A 22,934-nucleotide genomic window follows, 5' to 3' on the forward strand; every position below is an offset into this window, starting at 1 on the left:
CAGCTCACCTCCGGTCGGCGGCGCAGGGACATGCAACGATCCTCAGGCCTACGGCAATCGGTTCGGCCGCCCCTCAGTAGGTGATGTCGGGGAGCAGCAGGCCACCGGTCACGGCGGCGTACCCGAGCCCCGTGAACGCGAGGACCAGGAGCGCCTGACCGGCGACGGCGACGACCTTCCTGAGGCGTGGAGGCGCTCCGCCCCCGGCTGCCGGCTCTGCAGGTGCGCGCCTCACCCTCCCGACGAGGATCGCCGTCGCCGGCAGCGCCCCCGCCACGGCGACGGCAGTCAGGACCTGCGCCGTCCGCAGCACGACCGCGGACGGTGGTCCGGCGTCACTCAGCAGGGCGGACGCGACCGTGGCCCAGAGCACGCCGGCGACCACGAGTGCCAGCAGGGCGACGGCGACCCCGACTCGACCGATCGACTCTGCACGCGACTGGGCGGACCCCGTCACGCGCCTCCCGGACCACACCCTGCGTCCCGCCGCGACGACGGCGCCGACGAGAGCCAGCACCAGCACGGCCAGCGACGCGACGAGGACGAGGGGCAGGACCTGCCGCGTCGCCGGCATCGGCTGCAGGGTGAACGCGGGGTTGAGCCCTACAGCGTGAACGGAACCGTCGACCTGGTCGACGGCGACCCTCCTATCGCCGTCGACCTCCTGCCAGACCCACGGCTCGACCTCCACCAGCTCGACGGGCGCCCCCGACGTGTCCGTGAGGGCCGAGATCAGGACGGAGTCGTCAGGACCACGGGAGACGTCCACCGCCGACAGGGCGTAGAAGAGCCGGACGAAGGTCGACTCCGCACGCCTCGACACCTGGTAGCTGCCCACCAGGGCGTCCGCGTGCTCCCCGGCGGTCTCCGTGGCGGTCACGGCCGCCCCCTCCGCGGCGTCGGACGGGAACCACCGGTCGGCGAAGCCGTCCACCAGGGCTTCGCGCACGGCCGTCGTGGCGTCGCCCCGAGCGCCCGTGCTGTTGAGGGAGACGTAGATGCCTGCGTCGTCGTCGGGCCAGAGGTCCATCTGGGCGTGGAAGGCTGTGAGGTCGCCGCCGTGGCCGAGGACGCGGTGTCCGTTGCGGTCGTCCTCGAAGAGGCCAAGCGTCATGCGAGGCCCGGCAGCGAGCCCGCCAAGGTCGTCACCATCGAGGGCAGGTGCGTGCATCTGCTCGAGGGCCTCCGGCCCGAGCATGCCGTCGGTGTGCCCGAGCTGGGCGAGCATGAACGCGCTCATGTCCGATGCCGTGGCTGAGACCGCGCCGGCAGGCGCCGGAGAGACGATCTCGAAGGGCACCGCCGCTGCCCCAGCAGCGTCCCAGCCCCCGGAGACCACGGCGGCGTCGCCGGAGGACAGGGGCTGGTCGAGCGTCGCGGACACCATGCCTGCGGGGTCGAAGACCCGCTCCTGGACGAGATCAGCCCACGGGCGTCCGGTGGCCCGCTCGGCGACGTACGCCGCGACTCCGTTCGACCAGTTCGAGTACGCGGGGGTCGTGCCGGGCTCGTAGATCTGCTCGGGCGGATCAACGGCCACGGCGTCCCTCAGCGTCGTCGGCCCCTCTCCCGGGCCTGCGATGACGCCAGCCAGCTCGTCCTCGAAGCCCGCGGTGTGGCTCAGCAGGTGACGGAGGGTCACCGGGCGGTCGAACGCGCGGGGCAGCGTGACGTCGAGGCGGTCCTGGACGGGCTCGTCGAGATCGAGGACGCCCTCCTCGACGAGCGACATGACGACGGTCGCGGTGACGACCTTCGAGATCGACCCGATCCGGAAAAGTGTGCTGTCGGGGTCGACGGGACGTCGGTCCGCCCGCTCGTCACCGAGGTCCGACCAGCCCCAGCTCCGTTCGGTGACGACCTCGCCGTCCGCGACGATCGAGACGGTCGCGCCGACGATGCCCTCCCTCTCCAAGGCGGCCGGGATGAATCCGTCGAGCCATGCATCCGCCTCGGCGGTCGTCAGCTCGGAGGCGCCTCCCCCGAGGCCCGGGACGACGGAGGCGCGAGGCGCGGTGGCACAGGATGCCACGAGCAGGCAGGCGACCAGCGTCGACACGACGCCCGCCACGATCTGGGGGCGAGCAGGCGTCACGGGCGTCCTCCTGGGGCGCGAGCGAGGGCGGACCGAGCGTCACACCTCGATGACCATATCGGTCCACGATGAAGTCTCAGACGCATCAAGGTCACCCATTAGACGCCTCGCACGACGCGCATAGTGAGCAACGCGCTCATGCGTCACGTGGTCGTGGCGAAGCGCTTCCGGTAGCTCGACGGTGTGCTGCCGAAAGCTTCAGCGAAGTTCTGCCGCAGCGTCACCGCGTTGCCGAAGCCGCAGTGCGCGGCGACCTGCTCGACCGGGAGTTCCGTGCTCTCGAGGAGGAGCCGGGCCTCGTCGAGCCGGCGACTCCTGACCCAGGCGGCAGGTGTGGATCCGGTCGCCGCACGGAAGGCACGGACGAAGGTCCGTCGGCTGAGATGAGCAGCTGCCGCGAGCCGGTCCACGCTCAGGTCTTCGGCCAAGTGCTCCAGCGCCCATGCTGTCGCCACCCCGACCGGGTCGTCCCCTTCGTTCTGGGGTACCGGGCGTTCGATGAACTGGGCCTGACCTCCCTCTCTGTGCGGGGCGACGACGAGGCTCCGGGCGACCTTGTTGGCCGCCTCCGCGCCCAGGTGGGTCCTGACGACGTGTAGGCACGCGTCGATACCCGATGCGGTGCCCGCCGACGTGATGACGTCGCCGTGGTCGAGATAGAGCACGTCGGCCTCGACGTCCACTGCGGGGTGCTTCCGAGCGAGGTCGTCGACGGCGTGCCAGTGGGTGATGGCGCTCCGCCCGTCGAGGAGACCGAGGTCGGCGACGGCGATGGCTCCGAGGCAGAGCCCGGCGATCGTCGCGCCCCCGCCGTGAGCGGCCAGGAGTGCCTTCCGGAGCGCCGGCCCGGGCTCCCGCCCGTCGGGGATCCAAGAGGGAACGACAACGAGATCAACGTCCTCGACGGCCGTCAGCCCTTGGGCCCCGCCGATGACGTACCCCTCGGCGGTGCGGACGGATCCCGCACGGTCAGCGAAGAGCATCGTTTGCCAGTCGGCCAGCCCCTGGCGGGTGACTTCGTCGAACACCATCTGCGGGACCGCGAGATGGAACATCGTCACACCGTCGAACGCATAGATCGCGATCTTCACGTCGCCTCCTCGTGTTGGCCCGTACTCATCGTAAAGCGGCCTACGTGCCAATGGTGCTTTCTCTGCGCTCGGCCCAGACTCGTGATGTCCATCTCGGCTCAACCGTCAGGAGCACACCATGACCACGCCCGCTCGCGCCCTCGTCCTCGTCGACATCCAGCAGGAGTACTTCACCGGCCCACTGGAGATCCAGTACCCCGCCCCGACGGATTCGCTCCCGCGGATCATCGCCGCCATCGATGCCGCCGAAGCGAACGGCATTCCCGTCGTCGTCGTCCAGCACACAGCAGGCGACGACGCCCCGGTGTTCAACCCCACCCTTCCCGGGTTCGCACTGCACCCCGAGATCGAGCAGCGCCGCACCCCTGCCTGGAAGGCCATCACGAAGCAGTACGGCTCCGTCTTCGCCGGGACCGACCTCGTCGACTGGCTTCAGGAGAACGGCGTCGACACTGTCACCCTCGTCGGCTACATGACCAACAACTGCATCATCGCCTCCGCTGCCCAGGCAGAGACCATCGGCATCGCCGCGGAGGTCCTCTCTGACGCGACCGGAGCCATCAGCATCAGCAACGACGCCGGCCACGTCGACGCGGAGACCGTCCACACGACCCTCATGGCCTTGATGAACTCGAATTTCGCCGCCGTCGAGTCGACGGATGCCTGGATCACCGCACTGGCCGAGGGAGAAACGCTCCCGAAGGACAACCTGCCCTCCTCCGCGATGTCCGGCGCCAAGCGCTTCGCGCGATAACCCGATAGGCGCTGCTCGACCTGGCCGCGTGCCCCGACCGGGCTAAGCAGTGTTCGACCGAATGCGTGTTCCGAACGACGGCCTAGCTTGACAGACTCGTCCGCGAACCGATCCCCTACCGGGCATTCAGGTGCCTGCTGGTGCACGCACAATCAACGTTGTTCTTCCGGCTAGCTTTGCCAGATGCAAAGGGACGAGATCCGCCGCCGGCTTATGGCGGCGATCGGTGTCGGGACACTCGTTCGGGTAGCACGCGATGCAGAGCCAGCTGCCCTGTATACCGGCTTCGTTCTCGCCGTCGGCCGGAAGTGGGTGCTGCTGGCTCGAACAGCAGATGGTGGTCACGCTGAGGGCCACATTGCCTTCAGGCTGCGCGACATCAAAGCAGTGCGCTGGGACACATCATTCGAGTCCCGGGCGGCCAAGATGCTCCCGTCTTGGCCGCGGCTGGCCCCCGTCCCCCTCGAGACACTGGACCTCGATAGAACCCGCGGCATGCTCCAAACTCTTGTGGCGCCGAGCCAACTCGTCGCCATCCAGTTCCGGAATCTGGCCGCAGGATTGTCGGTCGGCGTGATGGAACGCCTTACGCCCCATCACCTTGTGCTGAGAGAGATCGCACCCGATGCATCATGGGACGAAGATTTGACTCACTCTCGAATGGGACGGCTATCAGTCGTCGAGACCGGCAGCCGCTACCTCCAAAGCCTTGAGATGGTGGCTGATTCTCCGTCGCGGGCCTGACCAAGCTGAAAACTAGATCCAGGAACCGGGTCCACTTCGCCCGCTGGCGGATGGACTATCGGGACAGAGGCGGTTCGAACTCGTCGAAAGAGTCTGCAGGACGCCAATCAGGTCGACTGGACGACTCGAACAGGTAGCACGTCGCCGCAGCCACAAGGCCACCGACGATGGCCGCACCTACGGCGTAGGTGACCTCGCCAGGCGTCGTCATGAGGGTCGATGCCACGTGTGCGGGCACCCACGCCAAGGCGCCCGACACAACGCTGCTCCCCGCGCCGACCGTCAGCACACGTTGCGGACGAGTTGCGCGCCGCAGCAGCCGACGGGTCGGAAGCGCGATGGCAGCGGTGAGTGCACCGATTATGAGGCCGAAAATCAAACCGCGACACCCAAGGTCCACGAGGATGATGATCCACAGAAAGCCCGCCATCGATCCTGAACCGAAGTCGATTCTCCCGTAGGAGAGCACGAGGTAGCCAAGATCAATTCCGACATAGAGCAGAACGCCCAACACTCCACCGGCGACGATGCCTCGCAGCATGAAGAAGCCTGCCGCCGACCGAGATCCACGATTACGACCAACGTCCGAACTGTTCCTCACGCTTCCTCCGTTCCTATGTCTCGTCAGTATGACTAGGCCTGCGCCCCGCGCTGAAGGGCGCGGTACACGGTCGAACGGGCAACGCCGAACAGCTCCGCGATCTCGCTCGTCGTGTGTTCGCCGGTGCGATGCAGCTGCACGAGGTGCTTCTCCTGCGAGGGGGTGAGCTTCGGCTTGCGACCGCGGAGCTTGCCGGCAGCCTTGGCGATCGCCATCCCTTCGCGGGTCCGGGCACGGATGAGATCGGCCTCGAATTCAGCCACCATGCCGAGGACGTTGAACAGGAGCCGGCCGACGGGATCGGTGGGGTCGTAGACCGCTCCCCCGAGATTCAGGGCCACGCCCTTCTTCGTCAGCTCATCCGCGATGTCCGTCGCGTCACGCAGCGACCGGGCGAGACGGTCGAGTTTCGTGACGACGAGGACGTCGCCGGCGCGGCACGCAGCCAGCGCTTCACGGAGCCCCGGCCGTGCTCGAGTCGTGCCCGAAAGACCATGGTCAACATGCACATGTTGATCGTCAACACCCAGCGCTGCAAGACCATCACGCTGTGCTGCAAGATCTTGACCAGAGGTCGAGACGCGGGCGTATCCGATGAGCATTCGACGACTGTAGCGTTCAAACCCCCGTCACCGGGCATATTTGCGGGACAGGCATACGCGAATCCGCAGGCCAGGCGCCACTTGGCCTTCGACGACCGAAACGGGTTCGCGTAGGTGTCCCGATGAACGACCGCTCACCGCACACCCCGGCACGCCCCGCCAGCCTGCGATCATGACGACGTGCCCCACTCCGTCCCCGCCGCCACCACGGCGTCGACGTCTGGCTGATGCGCCTCGACGACACGGCGGCGGGGCTCGCCCGGGCGCACGGGCTGACGCTGCCCGCCGGCTCGTCCGCGGCCGCGTGGCTCGACGCAGACGAGCGGGCCCGGGCGGCCCGGCTGCTCGACGCGACCGACCGGCACCGCTGGCTGCTCTCGCACGTCGCCACGCGCCTCCTCGTGGGCCTCGCGCTAGACCGCCACCCGGCAGACGTGACCTGGCGCCGCGAGCCCTGCCGGCGCTGCGGCGGGCCGCACGGGCGCCCCGTCGTCGTCGACGGCGACGACCTGCACGTCAGCCTCAGCCGCTCCGGCGACACCGCCCTGCTGGCGCTGCGCCGCGGCCTCCCCGTCGGCGTCGACGTCGAACAGGTCACGACCGGCCCCGCGGCCACCCCGCACGACGACCTGCACCGCTGGGTCCGGGCGGAGGCGGTGCTCAAGTCCACCGGGGAGGGCCTGACCCGAGACCCCGCCGCGGTCGACGTGGGCGACCCGGCACGGGCGCGGTGGTCCGGCGAGGTCGAGGGGCTCGACCTCGACCTCGCCGCAGCCGCCGGCACGGCCCCCGGCACCGGGGCCGACCCGCGCCTCCTCGCGGCCCTCGCCGGCCCCGCCCTGCACGGTTCGTCGCTCGGCGTTCACCTGCCGGTCACCGCGTCGACCTAGGTTCCGACCGACCCTGCGAGACCCTCGACGCCGAGGCCTCCCCCGCGCGCCCGCCGCGCGCCCGACCCGCGGAGACCCCATGCCCGACGCCGGCACGCCCCTCGACCCCTTCCTCCGCTCCGGCCGCGCCGCCGCCCCGCGCACCCTCGTCGACGTGCTCGAGGCGACCACCGCCGCCCACCCCGAGGCCTCCGCCCTCGAGGACGAGCGGGGCGCCCTCAGCTACCGCGAGCTGTCGGCCCAGGTCGCCGTCGCCGCGAGCGCCCTCGCCGCCGCCGGCGTCGGCCGCGGCGACCGGGTCGGCGTGCGCATGCCCTCGGGCGACCGGCGGCTCTACGTCGCCATCCTCGCCGTGCTGACCGCGGGCGCCGCCTACGTGCCGGTCGACGCCGACGACCCGGAGGAGCGCGCCGACCTCGTCTTCGGCGAGGCGCAGGTCGCGGGCGTCGTCGGCGCCGGCGGGGTGTTCCGCACCGCGGGGCAGGACGAGACCCAGGGCGTGCCGCTCTTCGGCGCCCGGGCCCCGCACGCCAGCACCGCCGACCGCCGCGGCCCCGGCGCCCCGGCCCGGCCGCCGCGCCCCGAGCCCGCCGACGACGCCTGGGTCATCTTCACCTCGGGGTCGACCGGCACCCCGAAGGGAGTCGCGGCGAGCCACCGCGCGGCCGCCGCGTTCGCCGACGCGGAGGCCGCGCTCTTCCTCGCCGACGACCCGCTGGGCCCGCTCGGGCCGGGCGACCGCGTGCTCGCGGGCCTCTCGGTCGCCTTCGACGCCTCCTGCGAGGAGATGTGGTTGGCCTGGCGGAGTGGTGCCTGCCTCGTGCCCGCCCCGCGAAGCCTCGTGCGCACCGGCGCCGACCTCGGCCCCTGGCTCGTCACCCACGGCATCACCGTCGTCTCGACCGTGCCGACGCTCGCCGCCCTCTGGCCGGCCGAGGCGCTCGAGTCGGTGCGCCTGCTCGTCTTCGGCGGCGAGGCCTTCCCGCCCGAGCTCGTCGACCGCGTCTGCGGCGACGGCCGCGAGGTCTGGAACACCTACGGCCCGACCGAGTCGACGGTCGTCGCGACCGGGGCCCTCGTCGTGCCCGGCGAGACCGTCCGCATCGGACTGCCCCTGCTCGGCTGGGACGTCGCCGTCGTCGACCCCACGGGCGACCCGGTCGCCGAGGGCGAGGTCGGCGAGCTCATCATCGGCGGCGTCGGCCTCGCCCGGTACCTCGACCCCGCCAAGGACGCCGAGAAGTACGCCCCGCACCCGCAGCTCGGCTGGTCACGGGCCTACCGCAGCGGCGACCTCGTCGTGCTCGACCGGGAGGGGCTCGTCTTCCGTGGCCGGGCCGACGACCAGGTCAAGGTCGGCGGGCGACGCATCGAGCTCGGCGAGATCGAGTCGGCGCTCCAGGCGCTGCCCGGCGTCGCGGGGGCGGCGGCCGCCGTCCGCGAGACGTCGGCCGGCAACCGGGTCATCGTCGGCTACCTCGCCCTGCACGGCGGTGGCGCGGGCACAGCCGCCGCACCCGCCCCGACGCTCGACCGCGCCGCGGCCCTCGCCCGCCTCCGCGAGGCTCTGCCCGCCGCCCTCGTCCCCCTCCTCACCGTCGTCGACGGCGACCTCCCCACCAAGACCTCCGGCAAGATCGACCGCGACGCCCTCCCCTGGCCCCTCGCCGACCAGGCCCCCGACGACGGCTCGGCGGGCACGGGCACGGGCAGCGGCACGGGCACCCTCGGGCCCGACGAGGCCGAGCTGGCGGCCGACTGGCAGGCCGTCCTGGGCCTCCCGGTCGGCGACGCCTCCGCCGAGTTCTTCGATCTCGGCGGCGGCTCGCTCGCCGCGGCCCAGCTGGTGGCGCGCATCCGCGAGCGCGACCCCGAGTACACCGTCGCCGACGTCTACTCGCACCCGCGCCTCGGCGCGATGGCCGACGACCTCGCCCAGCGACGGGCCGGAGTCGCCGCAGACCCGGCAAGTCCCTCCCGCACCGAGCACCACCGGTCGCTGCCCGTCCCCGCCCGCACCCAGTGGCTGCAGACGCTGCTCGGCCTGCCGCTGCACCTCCTCGCCGGCCTCCGCTGGCTGACGATCGCGCTCACCGCCTCCACCGTCCTGCGAGCAGCGGGCGGCTTCGACGTGCTGCCGCGGGTCGAAGCCTGGCTGCTCGTCGTGGGGATCGTCGTGTTCGTGACGCCGCCGGGGCGGATGGCGATCTCGGTGGCCGCGGCGCGACTCCTGCTGTCCGGGGTCGCCGCGGGCGACCACCCGCGCGGCGGCGGCGTCCACCTGCGGCTGTGGCTCGCCGAGCAGGTGCAGCTGCAGACGGCGGCGACGGGCCTCGCCGGGGCCCCGTGGATCAGCTACTACGCCCGCGCCCTCGGCGCGCGCATCGCCCCCGACGTCGACCTGCACACGCTGCCGCCCGTGACGGGCATGCTGCGCGTCGGCCGCGGCGCGTCGATCGAGCCCGAGGTCGACCTGTCGGGCTGGTGGGTCGACGGCGACGTGCTGCGCCTCGGCGCCGTCCGGATCGGGGCGGGCAGCACCGTCGGCATGCGCAGCACCCTGTTGCCCGGCACCCGCATCGGCAAGCACGCCACGGTCGCTCCGGGCTCCGCCGTCTTCGGCCGGGTGCCGGCGGGCCAGGCCTGGTCGGGCTCCCCCGCCGCCCGGGTCGGCAAGGCGCGCACCTGGTGGCCGGCCGAGCGGCCCGACCGTGCCCGACGGTGGCTGTGGGCCTACGGCGTCTCGTCGCTGCTGATCAGCCTGCTGCCGGTCGCTTCGCTCTCCGCCGGCGGCGCCCTCGTCGCCGCGGGCGTGCGGGGCTCGGCCACGCTCGGCGACGCCTGGTGGCGGGCCGTCGCCGGGGCGGTGCCCGGCACCCTGCTGGCCGGCGTCGTCGCGGCGCTCGTCGTCGTCGGGGCCGTCCGGCTGCTCGCCCTCGGCGTCCGCGAGGGCACCTGGGCCGTGCGCAGCCGCGTCGGCTGGCAGATCTGGAGCACCGAGCGCCTGCTCGACCTCGCCCGCACCTACCTCTTCCCGCTGTACTCGAGCCTCGCGACCCCGGTCTGGCTGCGCCTCCTCGGGGCCCGCGTCGGCCGTGACGTCGAGGCCTCGACCGTGCTGCTGCTGCCGTGCATGACGACGATCCGCGACGGGGCCTTCCTCGCCGACGACACCCTCGTCGCCTCGTACGAGCTCGGCGGCGGCTGGCTGCGAGTCGCCCGGGCCGAGATCGGCCGCCGGGCCTTCCTCGGCAACTCGGGCATGGCCGGCCCCGGTCACAAGGTCCCGAAGGACGGCCTCGTCGCGGTGCTCTCGGCGGCCCCGCGCTCGTCGAAGGCCGGCTCGTCGTGGCTCGGCTCGCCGCCCGTCCGGCTGCGACGCACGGTCGCGGTCGCCGACGAGTCGCGCACCTTCCGCCCGCCGGCCCGGCTCCGCGCCGCCCGCGTCGCCTGGGAGCTCAGCCGGGTCGTGCCCGTCGTCGTCACCGTGCTGATCGGCCTCGGCCTCGTCTTCGGCCTGTGGGCGGTGACCGACGCGCTCGGCCTGCTCGCCGCCTCCCTGCTCAGCGCCGTCCTGCTGCTCGCCGCGGGGGCCGTCGCCGCGGCCGTCAGCACCGCCGCGAAGTGGCTGCTGATCGGACGGGTGCGCGCCTCCGAGCAGCCGCTCTGGTCGTCGTTCGTCTGGCGCAGCGAGACCGCCGACGTGTTCGTCGAGATGTGCGCCGCGCCGTGGTTCGCCCGCGCCGCGAGCGGCACGCCCGCCCTGGTCTGGTGGCTGCGCAGCCTCGGCGCCCGGATCGGCCGCGGCGTCTGGACCGAGAGCTACTGGCTGCCCGAGGCCGACCTCGTCACGCTCGGCGACGGCAGCACCGTCAACCGGGGCTGCGTCGTCCAGACGCACCTGTTCCATGATCGAATCGTGTCCATGGACTCCGTCACGCTCCGCGCCGGGGCGACCCTCGGGCCGCACGGCGTCGTGCTGCCCGCCGCCGTGCTCGGCGAGCACGCGACCGTCGGCCCCGCCTCGCTCGTGATGCGCGGCGAGGGCGTGCCCGCCGGCAGCCGCTGGAGCGGCAACCCGATCGGCCCGTGGCGCGAGGTCACGTTCGCCGACTACCACGCCGTCGCCTCGTGACCTCGTACGCCCCCGGCAGCGGTGACGAGACCTGGTCGGCCGAGTCGTACGACCTCGAGCTGGCCTACCGCGTGGCCACCAACCGGCTCGACGGCACGGCGACCGTGACCGCGGTGGCCGCCACGCGCCTCCGGAGCCTGCAGCTCGACCTCGTCGGCCTCCGCGTCGAGAAGGTCAGGGTCGACGGGGCCCGCGCCCGCTCGCGCCACACGGCCGGCAAGCTCACGGTCACCCTGCCCGAGCCGGTGGAGGCGGGGGCCCGGCTGGTCGTGCGGGTCGACTACTCGGGCACGCCGGCGCCCCGGCAGAGCCCCTGGGGCGAGCTCGGCTGGGAGGAGCTCGACGACGGCGTCATCGTGGCCGCGCAGCCGACGGGCGCGCCGACCTGGTTCCCGTGCAACGACCGCCCGGCCGACAAGGCGAGCTACCGCATCAGCGTCTCGGCCGAGCACGGCTACACGGTCGTCTGCAACGGCGAGCTGACCGACCGCCGCACCACCGCCGGCAAGGTCACCTGGACGTACGTGCAGCCCGAGCCGACCTCGACCTACCTCGCGACCGTGCAGATCGGCCGCTACGAGACCGTCCCCGTCGCCCTCGGCACCGAGGCCGCCCCGGTCGCCGGCCTGATCGTCGCCCCGCCTGAGCTGCACGACCGCGCCGCGCACGACTTCGCGCCCCTCGACCGCATGGTCTCCTGTTTCGTCGACGCCTTCGGCCCCTACCCCTTCCCCGGGTACACCGTCGTCGTCACGGCCGACGAGCTGGAGATCCCGTTGGAGGCGCAGGGGGCCGCGGTCTTCGGCGCCAACCACGTCGACGGGAGGTCGGGCACCGAGCGGCTCATCGCGCACGAGCTCGCGCACCAGTGGTTCGGCAACAGCGTCGGCCTCGCCGACTGGCGCGACATCTGGCTCAACGAGGGCTTCGCCTGCTACGCCGAGTGGCTCTGGTCGGAGCACGACGGCGGCACCACCGCGCACGCGCACGCCCAGCGCACGCGGCTGCGGCTCGCCCTGCCGCCGCACGACATCGTCGTGGGCGACCCGGGGCCCGACGCGATGTTCGACGACCGCGTCTACAAGCGCGGCGCCCTGACGCTGCACGCGCTGCGGCTGACGATCGGCGACGAGGCCTTCTTCACCGTGCTGCGCGAGTGGACGGCCCGCCACCGCCACGGCGTCGTCAGCACCGACGACTTCGTCGAGCTCTGCGACGAGGTCACCGACACGACAGACGACTCGCTGGCGCTGTTGTTCGCGGCCTGGCTCGACGAGACGGCGCTGCCGACGCTGCCGCGGCGGGGCGCCGGGGGCTGACCGCCGCGGGGCTCGGCCTCCCGGGGCTCGGCCTCCCGAAGCTCGGCCTCCCGGGCCGGCCCTAGGGGGGCTCGGGCTCCGGGCGGGGCAGTGCCCGCAGGAGGCACGGGTCGGCTCAGCCCGCGGCGCCCCCGTCGTCGAGCGGGTCGCCCTCGGCCGCGGCGATCAGCCTCGTCATCGTGCGGTGCAGCACGACCAGCTCGTCGCGGGTCACGCCGAGCCGACGCATCATGCGGCCGGGGATCGCCTCGGCCTCGGCCCGGAGCGCCTGCCCCGGCCCGGTCAGCTCGATGGCCAGCGTGCGCTCGTCGTCGACGTGACGGCGCCTCGTGAGCAGGCCCTGCGCCTCCAGCCGCTTCACCAGCGGGGAGAGGGTGCCGGGGTCGAGCCGGAGGAGGCGCGCGAGGTCGCGGATCGACAGCGGGCGGTCGTCCGCGCCGGCCTGGCCTGGGGGGCCCTCACCGCGCCTCCCTCGGTGCTCCCAGAGGGCGAGCATGACGAGGTACTGCGGGTGCGTGAGGCCGAGGGGCTCGAGCACGGGGCGGTAGGCGGCGACGACGCTGCGGGACGCGACCGAGAGGGCGAAGCAGATCTGGCTCTCGAGGGCGAGCGGGTCGACGGCGGCGTTGTCGAGGGTGAGGGTGCCGAGGGCGCTGGTGCCGGGGGCGCTCACGAGCCCGCGCCGGCCCGGGCGGCTCGGGGGGTGCCGGGGCAGTGCACCATCGTGCGGGGGCCGGTGCGGTCGACGACGTGCTCGTCCATGGGCGCGCCGCAGAGCGGGCAGGCCCCGCCGTGCGCCGGCGCCACCGGGGGCGCCTCGTTCTTGAGGCCGAGCTGCGCGCCGCCGATGTAGGGGCGCAGCCGGGCGTTCATCGCCTCGACGAGGTCGCCGAAGCGGCTGCCGTGGGCGTGGGGGTCGTCGTCGCGGGGCGTTCGGGGTGCTCGGGCCATGACGACGAGTGTACAGATCGTTGGGGCGCCAACGGAATCCCCGGACTGGGCAGGGGGCAGCCGTCACGGGCCCTCGAGCTCGACGTCGACCAGCGTCACGAGGTAGCCGCAGAACCACGCGGCACGCCCCCGGTCGTCCCAGTCGGCGGTGCCCAGCACCGAGGTGACGTTCCACGCCGCGGGTGCCGACGCCCGCCCCCCGGGGCGCTGCAGCACGACGGCGACGGGCGCCGACGCCCGTCCGATCGCCGCGACGGTGCCCGTGACCGTGCTGACCCGGTGCGTGGCGCCGTAGTGCTCGACGAGCAGATCCGGGTCGGCAGGGGCGTGCAGCCCGGCCAGCCGGTCGGCGCCGGGGGCGGGCACCGTGACGGGCCAGCTCACCACGTCGGCGACCCGGAAGACGTCGTGCCCCTGCACCAGCTGCCACGCGTCGACCCACACCGTCACGCTCGTCGCCACCCCGCGCCTCCTCGCCGTCGCTCCGCAGGCCTCACCAGGTCGACCCGCCTCGTCGCCTCCACCGTGGTCGCCCACGGCGGCGCGCGGTGCCCCCTTGACAGCCCCCCGGAGCACGTGGTGCGGAGGGGTACGGCACGGCGTCCCGGCAGGTGCGGGGCGTACGACGGAGGCATGACCAGCGACCAGTACACGTTCGACGACCCCCGCCACCGCTACCCCGTGATCAGCCCCGAGGTGCAGCAGCAGCCGGAGCCCGGCCTGCAGTCGGCCATGACCCCGGTGCCCGACCTCGGCGAGGCGACCTACCGCGGCACCGGCCGCCTCACGGGGCGGAAGGCTCTCATCACCGGAGCCGACTCCGGCATCGGCGCCGCGGTCGCGATCGCCTTCGCGCGGGAGGGCGCCGACGTGACCCTGTCGTACCTGCCCGAGGAGGAGGAGGACGCCCGCCACGTCGTGGAGCAGGTGGAGGCGGCGGGCCGGAAGGCCGTGGCCGTCCCCGGAGACCTGACCAGCGCCTCCTTCTGCCGGGAGCTCGTGGCGCGCGCCGTCGAGGGCATGGGCGGGCTCGACGCGATCGTCAACGTGGCGGGCAAGCAGGTCTGGCAGCCGACGATCGAGGAGATCAGCGACGAGCAGTTCGAGGAGACCTTCCGCACGAACGTCTTCGCGCCGTTCTTCATCGTCAAGGCCGCCCTGCCGCACCTCGCGCCCGGCTCGACCATCGTCAACACGGCGTCGCTCGAAGCGTACGTGCCCGCGCCCGACCGCCTCGACTACGCGACCACGAAGGGCGCGATCAACAACTTCTCGAAGGGGCTCGCGCAGCAGCTCATCACGCGCGGCATCCGCGTCAACGTCGTGGCGCCCGGGCCCACCTGGTCGGCCCTGCAGGTCACGCGCGGCGTCGACCCCGAGACGCTGCCCGAGTTCGGCTCGAGCGAGTCGCCGATGGGGCGGGCGGCGCAGCCGGCCGAGCAGGCTCCGGCGTACGTGTTCCTCACCAGCGCCGAATCGAGCTTCGTCGCGGGCGAGACGCTGAACGTCAACGGCGGGATGGTCACGCCGTAGGGGCTGCCGACGCAGACGACGGCGCCCGGCCCCTGGCGGGGTCGGGCGCCGTCGTGTCTGATGCGGGGCCGGTGCCGATGCCGGTCTGGTTACGCGACCTTGCGGCCGGTCGCGAGCACCTGGTGCGCACGGGCGGCGAGCTCGCCGCGCACGAGCACCTCGTAGCGCCCCGCCTCCATCGTCTTCACGGAGGAGAAATCGCGGCGGCCGCGCGTCGCCGCGTGGCCGATGGCGCCCCACAGGGCACCCCAGAGGGCTCCGGCGCCGACGGCCACGAGCAGGACGCCGATCAGGGCCACGTTGCTCGCGAAGAGGCCGAAGAGGAGGCCGAACCACGCGCCGCCGCCGGCGCCGCGCACGGCTGCCTTGCCGGTGGTGAGGCGGCCGGCGACGTTCTCGACGGTGCGGATGTCGTGGCCGACGATGGAGACGCTCTCGACGGGGAAGCCCTCGTCGCTGAGCAGGTCGACGGCAGCCTGCGCGTCTTCGTACTTCGTGAACGTGGCGAGGGTCTGCGGGTGCCCGCCTCCGGCGAAGGCGCCGATGCCGGGGAGGCCCGGCGTCGCCTGGGGCGAGCTGCCGGCCGGGGCCTGGTGGCCCGGCTGCGGGGGCACGACGCCCTGGTGGGCGGCGGCGGGAGCGGGGGCGCCCTGGGGGGCCTGGCCCTGGCCCGCGTCGGGGGCGGCGCCGCCCGCGGGGGTCGGGGCGTACTCGCCGTAGGCGGGGCGCGGTCGCGACTCGGGGGCGGGACCGCCGGAGGCGCGGGTCGCGTCGTCGTCGGGGGTCGGGCTCGGGACGGGCTGCTGGTCGGTCATGCCTGATGTCTACCCCGTCACGTCCCCGCATGGAGCCGATGCACAGCCCTCCCCCAGCAGCCCCCCGGCCCGCGCACGGGCACGCGCGCCCCGCGTCGCGCCGACGGCGAGCAGCGCCGCGCCGCTCACGTCCACGCCACGCCGATATGACCCGTTCTGGGCCCATACCCCCGCACGGGCCGCAGAACGCGTCACCTCGAGGAGCCCCGCGCTCGAGCAGCCTGCACGGGGCTGGCGAACCCGCGCCCGCCCGACGTCGCACGCAGGGCCCCGTCAGGCTCCTGGGGTGGAGAGAGGACGGCGCGCAGCGCCGGGCCGTTCATGGCCACACCACGACGAGGCGACTCGTCCTGGGCCCCCACCTCAGCCCATCCCCCACAACGCGACACCTCGATGAGCGCGGCGCGTGGCCGCGACGACCGCACCGCCACGAGGTGACGCGCGTTGGGACCTCGCGCCCGCCCGGGGCCCAGAACGCGTCGCCTCGAGGGGACCGCGCCCGGCCTCTGCGGCGGGGCACACGCACGCACCAACGAGAAGAGGCCCTCCCAGTGGGAGAGCCTCTTCGTTCGGGTGGATCTGAGGGGACTCGAACCCCTGACCCCCTGCATGCCATGCAGGTGCGCTACCAGCTGCGCCACAGACCCATGTTCTGTTGTCGTTCCGTTGCCCCTTCCGAAGCAACTCGTCAACCTTACTACAGATTTCGAGGCCTCGAGTACACCTCCCCCCGACGGCCTCCCGGACGCACGAAGACCCGGCCGCAGCCGGGTCTCCGTCACGTCGAACACCCCGGAGGGCGAGCCGGGCTAGGCCTCGGCGGGAGCCTCAGCCGGCTCAGCGGCCGCGGCCTCGGTCACGACGTCGAGCGGGATGGTCGGGCAGTCGCTCCACAGCCGCTCGAGCGAGTAGTACTGGCGGTCTTCGTCGTGGAAGACGTGGACGACGAGGTCGCCGAAGTCGAGCAGGACCCAGCGGCCCTCGGCCCGGCCCTCGCGGCGCAGCGTCTTGACGCCGTGCTCGAGCAGCTTGTCTTCGATCTCGCCGGCGATGGCGACGACGTTGCGCTCGCTGCGCCCGGAGGCGAGGAGGAACACGTCGGTGAGGGGCAGCGGCTCGGTGACGTCGAGCGCGACGAGGTCGTCGGCCTGCTTGTCGTCTGCGGCGCGGGCGGCGATCTGCAGGAGCTCGATGGCGCGAGGGGTGGCTGTCAAGGGATCCTCTGGGTAGGGACGGATGTGGTGGAGGCGGCCGTCAGCGACGGCCGGGGTGTTCAGGAGGCGGTGGTCGGGTCGAGCCCGCCACCACGCCGACCCGGTGGGGGTCGGAGGTCAGCCGCCCAGGACTCCGGTCGAGAAGCCGTAGACGATGACACCGATGATACCAAGGCCCACGCCGCCCCCGACGATCCCGAGCACGAGCGGCAGCCGGTTGGCCGCCGGCTGGGCCGCGGCGAGCACGACCGAGCGGGTGGAGGTGTGCGTGCTGATGGCCTTGCTGGCCCGGACGGGCGCCGCGTCGGTGTCCGCCGACTCGGCGTCGCCGGCCTCCATGAGGCGGTCGATCTCGGAGTTGTCGATGCGGGCCTGCGACCCCGTGGCACCGAGGCTGCGGGGCAGGTCGATCGAGCCGGTGATGATGATCTCGCCGGTGGCGTTCAGCGCCCCGGTGACGTCGGCGACCTGCTGGTCGGTGAGGATCAGCGCGTTCGTCTGGCCCGTGTGCGTGCCGAGCGCGCGACCGGGGGCGCTCTCGTCGTCGGGGGCGTCGACCTGCGTCGTCCAGTGCCCCACCGGCGGCACGAAGCCGGTCGGCTCGGGCACCGAGGCCGGGGCGGCCTCCACGACCGGGGTCGGGGCGACGGGGTCGAGCCCCGCCGGCCGCAGGGAGGAGACGGGCTCGGACGGTGCCGACGACGGCCGCTCGCCGGCGAGGTCGAGCGGGAAGACGGTCGGGGTCGACGTGGGCGCGGGCGACGAGGCCGGGCGCACCTCGCCCGTGCGACGTGGCCCGGGTGCCGCACCGTCGTCGGCCGTCGAGTCGTCGTCGCGGGTCGGCAGCACCGACGGCGCGGACGACACCGGCGGTCGCACCGACGCCGGGAGGTCGTCACCGGCGGGCGGGGCCGAGGCGGGTGCGGCAGACGCCGGAGCGCCAGACGCCGGAGCGGACGAGGCCGGACGTGAGCCCGTGGCCGCGCTCGTGCCCGCCGCGGAGCCCTCGCCGCCCTCGATCGGGGAGACGATCTGGTCGACCGTGTCGAGAGCCTCGGAGAGCGTGCGTCGCGGCTCGGGGCCGGGGGCCTGCAGCGGCACGGGGCCACGGGCGGCCTCGGCGTCACGCAGGGCGCGCAGCTGACGCCGGGTCAGCTGGCCCGGCTCGGCGACGGACGCGGGCGGGCCCGAGACCGACGACGGCGCCGAGACGGACGACGGAGCAGGAGCGGAGGCAGGGGACGGTGCGGAGGCGGCGACCGCCGGGCTCGACACCGGGGCCACCAGCGACGACGGAACGGGCCGCACGACCTCCTCGGTCACGGGCGCGGCCGAGACGGGTGAGGGGGCCGAGCCGGTCGGGGCCTCGGCGGCGGGCTGCTCGCCCGTGAGGGCGGCGGACCCCTGTCGGGCTCGCTCGAGGTCGCGGACCTGTCGCCTGGTGAGCGGCGGCTGGCCGTCGGTCGAACTCATGAGTGGCTCCTGTACAGGTGGTGCTTGGAGATGTACTGGACGACTCCGTCGGGGACCAGGTACCACACCGGGTGATCGCGACCGACCCGGGCGCGGCAATCGGTCGACGAGATCGCCAAGGCGGGGACTTCGAGCAAGCTTACGTCGCTCTCCGGCAATCCACCAACGCTCAGGTCGTGCCCGGGCCGGGTCACGGCGACGAAGTGCGCGAGGGCCCAGAGCTCCTCGACGTCCTTCCAGTCGATGATCTGGGCGACGGCGTCGGCGCCCGTGATGAAGAAGAGCTCGGCGTCGGGGTGCTGCGAGCGGATGTCGCGGAGGGTGTCGATCGTGTAGGTGGGGCCGCCACGGTCGATGTCGACCCGGCTCACCGTGAACATCGGGTTGGAGGCGGTCGCGATGACCGTCATGAGGTAGCGGTGCTCGCTGTCGCTGGGCGCCGCCTTCATGTAGGGCTGGCCGGTCGGCACGAAGACGACCTCGTCGAGCGCGAACGACTGGGCGACCTCGCTGGCCGCGACCAGGTGACCGTGGTGGATCGGGTCGAACGTGCCGCCCATGATGCCGATGCGGGGTCGGCGGTGCTGCTCGTCGACGCCCTCGAGGGTCGCCGCCGGGGCGACCGCAACCACGCTCTCAGCCCGCCCGGTCAGTGCTGCTCGGGGTGGCCGAACTCGTCGACGGGGCCCTCGTGGTGCGCCTGCGTGGACGCCTTGCGCGGCGAGCGGTTGGAGACGTCGCGGTAGCTCCACACGACGTAGCCGAGGAACAGGAAGAACACGCCGAAGACCGCGGAGATGGCAGCGGGCGGCGCGATGAGCGGCGCCAGGTCTTCGTGGGCAGCGGCGAGGAGGGCGACGTCGAGCATGGGTTCTCCGTTCCGAGGGGTGATCCGGGCCAGTCTAGCCGCGCACCTGGCCGGTGCCGCGCACGAGCCACTTCGTGCTGGTCAGCTCGGGCAGCCCCATCGGCCCCCTCGCGTGCAGCTTCTGCGTCGATATGCCCACCTCGGCGCCGAAGCCGAACTCGCCCCCGTCGGTGAACCGCGTCGACGCGTTGACCATGACGACGGCGCTGTCGACCTCGGCGAGGAACCTCTCCGCCGTCGCGTGGTCGGCCGTGACGATCGACTCGGTGTGCCGCGTCGACCAGCGCTCGATGTGCTCCATCGCCGCGTCGACGTCGGCGACGACGCGCACCGCGAGGTCGAGGCTCATGTACTCCGTCGCCCAGTCGTCGTCGGTGGCCGGCACCACGTCGGCGTCGACGGCGCGCACGCGTTCGTCGCCGTGGACGGTCACGCCGGAGGCGCGGAGGGCACCCAGCACCGCCGGCAGCAGGCGGTCGGCGGCCCGCTCGTGCACCAGGAGGGTCTCGAGGGCGTTGCAGACGCTCGGCCGCTGCACCTTGCTGTTCACGACCACGTCGACGGCGGTCGCCTCGTCGGCGCTCTCGTCGAGGAAGACGTGGACGACGCCCGCGCCCGTCTCGATCACCGGCACGGTCGATTCGCGGACGACGGTCTCGATGAAGGCGGCGCTCCCCCGCGGCACGAGCACGTCGACGAGGCCGCGTGCGCGCATCAGCTCGGCGGCGCCCTCGCGGCCGTGCTGGTCGATGGTCACGACGGCGTCGGCGGGCAGGCCGGAGGCGACCAGCGCCTCCCTGATGACCGCCACCAGGGCCGTGTTCGACCGACGGGCCGCGCTGCCGCCGCGGAGCACGGCCGCGTTGCCGCTCTTGAGCGCGAGGGCGGCGATGTCGACCGTGACGTTGGGCCGCGCCTCGTAGATGGCGCCGACCACGCCGAAGGGCACCCGCACCTGGTCGAGGCGCAGCCCGTTGGGCAGCACCCGGCCGCGCACGTTCTCGCCGACCGGGTCGACGAGGGCGGCGACGAGCCGCGTGGCGGCCGCGAGCCCCTCGAGGCGCGCGAGGTCGAGGCGCAGGCGGTCACGCAGGCCCGGGGCGACCCCGTCGCGCTCGGCCTGCTCGAGGTCGAGCGCGTTGGCGGCGAGCACGCGGTCGGCCTGGGCGACGACCGCGTCGGCGATCGCGTGCAGCGCGGCGTCCTTGCGGTCGCTCGTGAGCTGCGCCAGCACGCGCGACGCGGCCCGCGCCGCGACGAGCGAGTCGTGCACCGACGGCGAGCCCGCCGCAGGGCCCGCCGGCGCGGGGCCGGCGGCCGGCGAGGAGGCAGGGTCGACGGGCGTGGGCACGAGGGTCGTCATGCCGAGATCTTAAGCCCGCGAGCAGCCCTCAGGAGGCGCGGGGCACGGCCTCGAAGAAGGTCCCGACCGCGGCCCCCGACAGCGCGAGCGCCACGTTCGCCGTCGACGTGACGAGCACCGGCGTGCCCGCCGCGGCGGCGTGGCGTGCCGCGGCCACCTTGGTGCCGGCGCCGCCCGTGCCGACCCCGGCCGCGCCCGCGTCGCCGAACGTCACTCCGGCGAGGTCGTCGCCGACCGGGACGTCGACGAGCGCGACCGCCCCGGGCTCGTGCGGCGGCCGGGTGTAGAGCGCGTCGACGTCGCTGAGCAGCACGAGGGCGTCGGCGCCGATCAGCTCGGCGACCAGGGCGGCGAGCCTGTCGTTGTCGCCGAAGCGGATCTCGTGGGTCGCGACGGTGTCGTTCTCGTTGACGATCGGCAGGATCCGCAGCTCGAGCAGGCGGTCCATCGCGCGCTGGGCGTTGCTGCGCGGCGTCGGGTCGCGCATGTCGCCCGCCGTGAGCAGCACCTGGCCGGCGACGATGCCGTGCCGGCGGAGGCTCTGCTGGTAGCGGTAGATAAGGACGTTCTGGCCCACCGCGGCCGCCGCCTGCTGGGTCGCGAGGTCGGTCGGTCGCGAGTCGAGCCGCAGGTGCGGCAGGCCCGTCGCGATGGCGCCCGACGAGACGAGCACGACCTCGGCGCCGCGCGCGTAGGCGCCGGCGAGCGCGTCCACGAGGGGCTCGATCTGGCCGACGTTCTCCCCGCTGATCGACGACGAGCCGACCTTGACCACGATGCGGCGGGCCCGGGCGATGCCGGCCCGGTCGACCACCGGGCCGCCGTCGGGGCGCGCCGGGGTCACGAGGGGGCCCTCGGTGCTCATTCCCGCTCGTCGCCCTCCGTGACGAGGAAGCCCTCGTCGTCGGTCCAGAGGCCGGCCGCGCGCTCGCGCTGGAGCTCGGCCCGCGCCTCCGCCTTCGCGTCCATGCGCTCGAAGTAGTCCTCGCGGCGCTGGTTGCGGGTGGGGCGGTCGTTCTTGATCAGGCGCGGGTCGGTGCCGCGGGCGGAGGTCATCAGCTCGGCGGTCGAGGTGAGCGTGGGCTCCCAGTCGAAGACGATGCCGCCCTCGGGGCCGATCAGGACGGTCGAGCCGGCCTGCGCGCCCGCCTTGAACAGGGCGTCCTCGATGCCGATCGCGTTGAGGCGGTCGGCGAGGTAGCCCACGGCCTCCTCGTTGTTGAAGTCGGTCTGCACGACCCAGCGCTCGGGCTTCTGGCCGAGGATGCGGTACACGTTGCCGTAGGTGCCGCCCTCGACCCTGATGACGAACGGCTTCTCGTTGACGGCGCGGGGGCGCATGACGAGGCGGGGAGGCGCGGGTCGGCTGGCGATCTCGGCGCGGCTGGCCTCGACGACCTCGGCCAGGGCGAACGAGAGGTTGCGGAGGCCCTCGTGGCTGACGGCAGAGATCTCGAAGACGCGGTAGCCGCGGGCCTCGAGCTCGGGCGTGACGAAGTCGGCGAGCTCGCGGCCGTCGGGCACGTCGACCTTGTTGAGGGCGATCATCTGCGGGCGCTCGAGCAGCGGCAGCTGCCCCTCGGGCACCGGGTAGGCCTCGAGCTCGCGGAGGATGACGTCGAGGTCGGTCAGCGGGTCGCGGCCGGGCTCGAGCGTGGCGCAGTCGAGCACGTGCAGCAGGGCCGAGCAGCGCTCGACGTGGCGGAGGAACTCGAGCCCGAGGCCCTTGCCCTCGCTGGCGCCCTCGATCAGGCCGGGCACGTCGGCGACGGTGTAGCGGGTGTCGCCCGACTCGACGACGCCGAGGTTCGGGTGGAGGGTCGTGAAGGGGTAGTCGGCGATCTTCGGCTTGGCCGCGGAGAGCGCGGCGACGAGGCTCGACTTGCCGGCCGACGGGTAGCCGACGAGCGCGACGTCGGCCACGACCTTCAGCTCGAGCAGGACGTCGCCCTGCCAGCCCGGGGTGCCGAGCAGCGCGAAGCCGGGGGCCTTGCGCTTCGTCGACGACAGGGCCGCGTTGCCCAGGCCGCCGATGCCGGCCTCGGCCACGACGTAGCGCGTGCCGTGCTCGGTCATGTCGATCAGCTCGGTGCCGTCGGTCGACTTCACGACGGTGCCGAGCGGCACGGCGAGCTCGAGCTCGGTGCCCTGGGTGCCGCTGCGGTGGTCGCCCATGCCCGGGCCGCCGTTCTCGCTCGAGCGGTGGGGGGCGCGGTGGAACCCGAGCAGGGTGGTGACGCCGGCGTCGGCGACGAGCACGATGTCGCCGCCGTTGCCGCCGTTGCCGCCGTCGGGGCCGGCGAGGGGCTTGAACTTCTCGCGCTTGACGGAGACGCAGCCGTTGCCCCCGTTGCCTGCTCGGAGGTGGAGGGTCACGTGGTCGACGAAGGTGGCCATGGGTGTTCAGTCTCTTCTGGATCTGTGTGCCGGGGAAAGGTGCCCCGGGTCGAGCACGAGGGAGCGGGCTGTGCCCGCCGCTCGGTCGC

21 protein-coding genes and 1 tRNA gene are annotated in these 22,934 nt (G+C 73.4%); 6 read left to right on the plus strand and 16 right to left on the minus strand.

Translation table 11 applies throughout. The features are described 5' to 3' along the window. Positions 1 to 73 precede the first annotated feature (73 nt). Both FHR77_RS08070 and FHR77_RS08075 read right to left on the minus strand, forming a co-directional pair. A complete protein-coding gene (locus FHR77_RS08070; protein WP_167259634.1) occupies positions 74 to 2,095 on the minus strand; it encodes a serine hydrolase in 2,022 nt (673 codons plus the stop codon). Between the two features lie 143 nt (positions 2,096 to 2,238). Continuing rightward, positions 2,239 to 3,186 carry a GlxA family transcriptional regulator gene (locus FHR77_RS08075; RefSeq protein WP_167259635.1) on the minus strand — a complete coding sequence of 316 codons (948 nt, stop codon included), beginning with the start codon at positions 3,184 to 3,186 and terminating at the stop codon, positions 2,239 to 2,241. A gap of 118 nt (positions 3,187 to 3,304) precedes the next feature. Here FHR77_RS08075 and FHR77_RS08080 point away from each other — a divergent pair, with 118 nt between their 5' ends. Beyond that, a complete protein-coding gene (locus FHR77_RS08080) occupies positions 3,305 to 3,940 on the plus strand; it encodes an isochorismatase family protein (RefSeq protein WP_167259636.1) in 636 nt (211 codons plus the stop codon). A 183-nt stretch (positions 3,941 to 4,123) separates the two neighbouring features. Next, positions 4,124 to 4,684 carry a hypothetical protein gene (locus FHR77_RS08085; RefSeq protein WP_167259637.1) on the plus strand — a complete coding sequence of 187 codons (561 nt, stop codon included), beginning with the start codon at positions 4,124 to 4,126 and terminating at the stop codon, positions 4,682 to 4,684. Between the two features lie 55 nt (positions 4,685 to 4,739). Here the strand turns inward: FHR77_RS08085 and FHR77_RS08090 are convergent, their stop codons facing one another. Both FHR77_RS08090 and FHR77_RS08095 read right to left on the minus strand, forming a co-directional pair. Then, positions 4,740 to 5,225: a hypothetical protein gene (locus tag FHR77_RS08090; protein ID WP_167259638.1), complete on the minus strand. Its 486-nt coding sequence runs from the start codon at positions 5,223 to 5,225 to the stop codon at positions 4,740 to 4,742. Positions 5,226 to 5,317: 92 nt separating this feature from the next. Next, positions 5,318 to 5,887: a recombinase family protein gene (locus FHR77_RS08095; protein WP_167259639.1), complete on the minus strand. Its 570-nt coding sequence runs from the start codon at positions 5,885 to 5,887 to the stop codon at positions 5,318 to 5,320. 227 nt (positions 5,888 to 6,114) lie between these two features. Here FHR77_RS08095 and FHR77_RS08100 point away from each other — a divergent pair, with 227 nt between their 5' ends. The 3 genes from FHR77_RS08100 to FHR77_RS08110 all read left to right on the plus strand — a co-directional run bounded on the left by FHR77_RS08100 (position 6,115) and on the right by FHR77_RS08110 (position 12,231). Then, entirely contained in the window at positions 6,115 to 6,777 is a 663-nt protein-coding gene (locus FHR77_RS08100; protein ID WP_167259640.1) for a 4'-phosphopantetheinyl transferase family protein, read from the plus strand. Positions 6,778 to 6,856: 79 nt separating this feature from the next. Then, positions 6,857 to 10,912 (plus strand): Pls/PosA family non-ribosomal peptide synthetase, encoded by a 4,056-nt coding sequence (locus FHR77_RS08105; RefSeq protein WP_167259641.1) that lies wholly within the window; start codon positions 6,857 to 6,859, stop codon positions 10,910 to 10,912. Beyond that, the gene (locus FHR77_RS08110) at positions 10,909 to 12,231 is read left to right on the plus strand and encodes a M1 family metallopeptidase (RefSeq protein WP_341777282.1); all 1,323 of its coding nucleotides are present in this window, start codon (positions 10,909 to 10,911) and stop codon (positions 12,229 to 12,231) included. The genes FHR77_RS08105 and FHR77_RS08110 overlap by 4 nt, the downstream gene beginning before the upstream one ends. A 115-nt stretch (positions 12,232 to 12,346) precedes the next feature. Here FHR77_RS08110 and FHR77_RS08115 read toward each other — a convergent pair whose 3' ends face one another. The 3 genes from FHR77_RS08115 to FHR77_RS08125 all read right to left on the minus strand — a co-directional run bounded on the left by FHR77_RS08115 (position 12,347) and on the right by FHR77_RS08125 (position 13,644). Beyond that, a complete protein-coding gene (locus tag FHR77_RS08115; RefSeq protein WP_167259642.1) occupies positions 12,347 to 12,904 on the minus strand; it encodes a MarR family transcriptional regulator in 558 nt (185 codons plus the stop codon). Next, the gene (locus tag FHR77_RS08120; RefSeq protein ID WP_167259643.1) at positions 12,901 to 13,182 is read right to left on the minus strand and encodes a hypothetical protein; all 282 of its coding nucleotides are present in this window, start codon (positions 13,180 to 13,182) and stop codon (positions 12,901 to 12,903) included. The genes FHR77_RS08115 and FHR77_RS08120 overlap by 4 nt, the downstream gene beginning before the upstream one ends. 63 nt (positions 13,183 to 13,245) lie before the next feature. Beyond that, positions 13,246 to 13,644 (minus strand): DUF6578 domain-containing protein, encoded by a 399-nt coding sequence (locus FHR77_RS08125; protein ID WP_167259644.1) that lies wholly within the window; start codon positions 13,642 to 13,644, stop codon positions 13,246 to 13,248. 171 nt (positions 13,645 to 13,815) lie between these two features. Between FHR77_RS08125 and FHR77_RS08130 the strand changes: the two genes are divergently transcribed. Further along, entirely contained in the window at positions 13,816 to 14,715 is a 900-nt protein-coding gene (locus FHR77_RS08130) for an SDR family oxidoreductase (protein ID WP_167259645.1), read from the plus strand. An 89-nt stretch (positions 14,716 to 14,804) separates the two neighbouring features. On the opposite strand, the gene FHR77_RS15600 is transcribed toward FHR77_RS08130, so the two are convergent. The 9 genes from FHR77_RS15600 to obgE all read right to left on the minus strand — a co-directional run bounded on the left by FHR77_RS15600 (position 14,805) and on the right by obgE (position 22,845). Next, a complete protein-coding gene (locus tag FHR77_RS15600; protein ID WP_208380752.1) occupies positions 14,805 to 15,530 on the minus strand; it encodes a YflT domain-containing protein in 726 nt (241 codons plus the stop codon). A 574-nt stretch (positions 15,531 to 16,104) separates the two neighbouring features. Continuing rightward, positions 16,105 to 16,177 (minus strand) — tRNA-Ala (locus tag FHR77_RS08140). A gap of 162 nt (positions 16,178 to 16,339) precedes the next feature. Further along, positions 16,340 to 16,744, minus strand: coding sequence for a ribosome silencing factor (rsfS, locus tag FHR77_RS08145; RefSeq protein WP_056056424.1), 405 nt, complete (start codon positions 16,742 to 16,744; stop codon positions 16,340 to 16,342). Positions 16,745 to 16,861: 117 nt separating this feature from the next. Continuing rightward, a complete protein-coding gene (locus FHR77_RS08150) occupies positions 16,862 to 18,217 on the minus strand; it encodes a hypothetical protein (RefSeq protein WP_167259646.1) in 1,356 nt (451 codons plus the stop codon). Next, positions 18,214 to 18,849 (minus strand): nicotinate-nucleotide adenylyltransferase, encoded by a 636-nt coding sequence (gene nadD / locus FHR77_RS08155; protein WP_341777283.1) that lies wholly within the window; start codon positions 18,847 to 18,849, stop codon positions 18,214 to 18,216. The genes FHR77_RS08150 and nadD overlap by 4 nt, the downstream gene beginning before the upstream one ends. A 17-nt stretch (positions 18,850 to 18,866) precedes the next feature. Further along, entirely contained in the window at positions 18,867 to 19,085 is a 219-nt protein-coding gene (locus FHR77_RS08160; protein ID WP_167259518.1) for a hypothetical protein, read from the minus strand. A 34-nt stretch (positions 19,086 to 19,119) separates the two neighbouring features. Then, positions 19,120 to 20,448: a glutamate-5-semialdehyde dehydrogenase gene (locus FHR77_RS08165; protein ID WP_167259647.1), complete on the minus strand. Its 1,329-nt coding sequence runs from the start codon at positions 20,446 to 20,448 to the stop codon at positions 19,120 to 19,122. 28 nt (positions 20,449 to 20,476) lie between these two features. After that, positions 20,477 to 21,313, minus strand: coding sequence for a glutamate 5-kinase (proB, locus tag FHR77_RS08170; RefSeq protein WP_167259648.1), 837 nt, complete (start codon positions 21,311 to 21,313; stop codon positions 20,477 to 20,479). Beyond that, positions 21,310 to 22,845, minus strand: a complete 1,536-nt coding sequence (gene obgE / locus FHR77_RS08175; protein WP_056056429.1) for a GTPase ObgE — start codon at positions 22,843 to 22,845, stop codon at positions 21,310 to 21,312. The genes proB and obgE overlap by 4 nt, the downstream gene beginning before the upstream one ends. Positions 22,846 to 22,934: the final 89 nt, after the last annotated feature.

The organism is Frigoribacterium endophyticum (assembly GCF_011759585.1).
GTDB classification, from domain to species: Bacteria; Actinomycetota; Actinomycetes; order Actinomycetales; family Microbacteriaceae; genus Frigoribacterium; species Frigoribacterium endophyticum.

Coding starts and splice junctions, on each gene's coding strand:
- FHR77_RS08085 (WP_167259637.1), top strand. CDS start 4,124: ATGCAAAGGGACGAGATCCGCCGCCGGCTTATGGCGGCGATCGGTGTC.
- FHR77_RS08160 (WP_167259518.1), bottom strand. CDS start 19,085: ATGCTCGACGTCGCCCTCCTCGCCGCTGCCCACGAAGACCTGGCGCCG.
- FHR77_RS08100 (WP_167259640.1), top strand. CDS start 6,115: ATGCGCCTCGACGACACGGCGGCGGGGCTCGCCCGGGCGCACGGGCTG.
- FHR77_RS08165 (WP_167259647.1), bottom strand. CDS start 20,448: ATGACGACCCTCGTGCCCACGCCCGTCGACCCTGCCTCCTCGCCGGCC.
- FHR77_RS15600 (WP_208380752.1), bottom strand. CDS start 15,530: ATGACCGACCAGCAGCCCGTCCCGAGCCCGACCCCCGACGACGACGCG.
- FHR77_RS08120 (WP_167259643.1), bottom strand. CDS start 13,182: ATGGCCCGAGCACCCCGAACGCCCCGCGACGACGACCCCCACGCCCAC.
- FHR77_RS08095 (WP_167259639.1), bottom strand. CDS start 5,887: ATGCTCATCGGATACGCCCGCGTCTCGACCTCTGGTCAAGATCTTGCA.
- FHR77_RS08130 (WP_167259645.1), top strand. CDS start 13,816: ATGACCAGCGACCAGTACACGTTCGACGACCCCCGCCACCGCTACCCC.
- obgE (WP_056056429.1), bottom strand. CDS start 22,845: ATGGCCACCTTCGTCGACCACGTGACCCTCCACCTCCGAGCAGGCAAC.
- FHR77_RS08080 (WP_167259636.1), top strand. CDS start 3,305: ATGACCACGCCCGCTCGCGCCCTCGTCCTCGTCGACATCCAGCAGGAG.
- FHR77_RS08150 (WP_167259646.1), bottom strand. CDS start 18,217: ATGAGTTCGACCGACGGCCAGCCGCCGCTCACCAGGCGACAGGTCCGC.
- FHR77_RS08090 (WP_167259638.1), bottom strand. CDS start 5,225: ATGCTGCGAGGCATCGTCGCCGGTGGAGTGTTGGGCGTTCTGCTCTAT.
- proB (WP_167259648.1), bottom strand. CDS start 21,313: ATGAGCACCGAGGGCCCCCTCGTGACCCCGGCGCGCCCCGACGGCGGC.
- FHR77_RS08105 (WP_167259641.1), top strand. CDS start 6,857: ATGCCCGACGCCGGCACGCCCCTCGACCCCTTCCTCCGCTCCGGCCGC.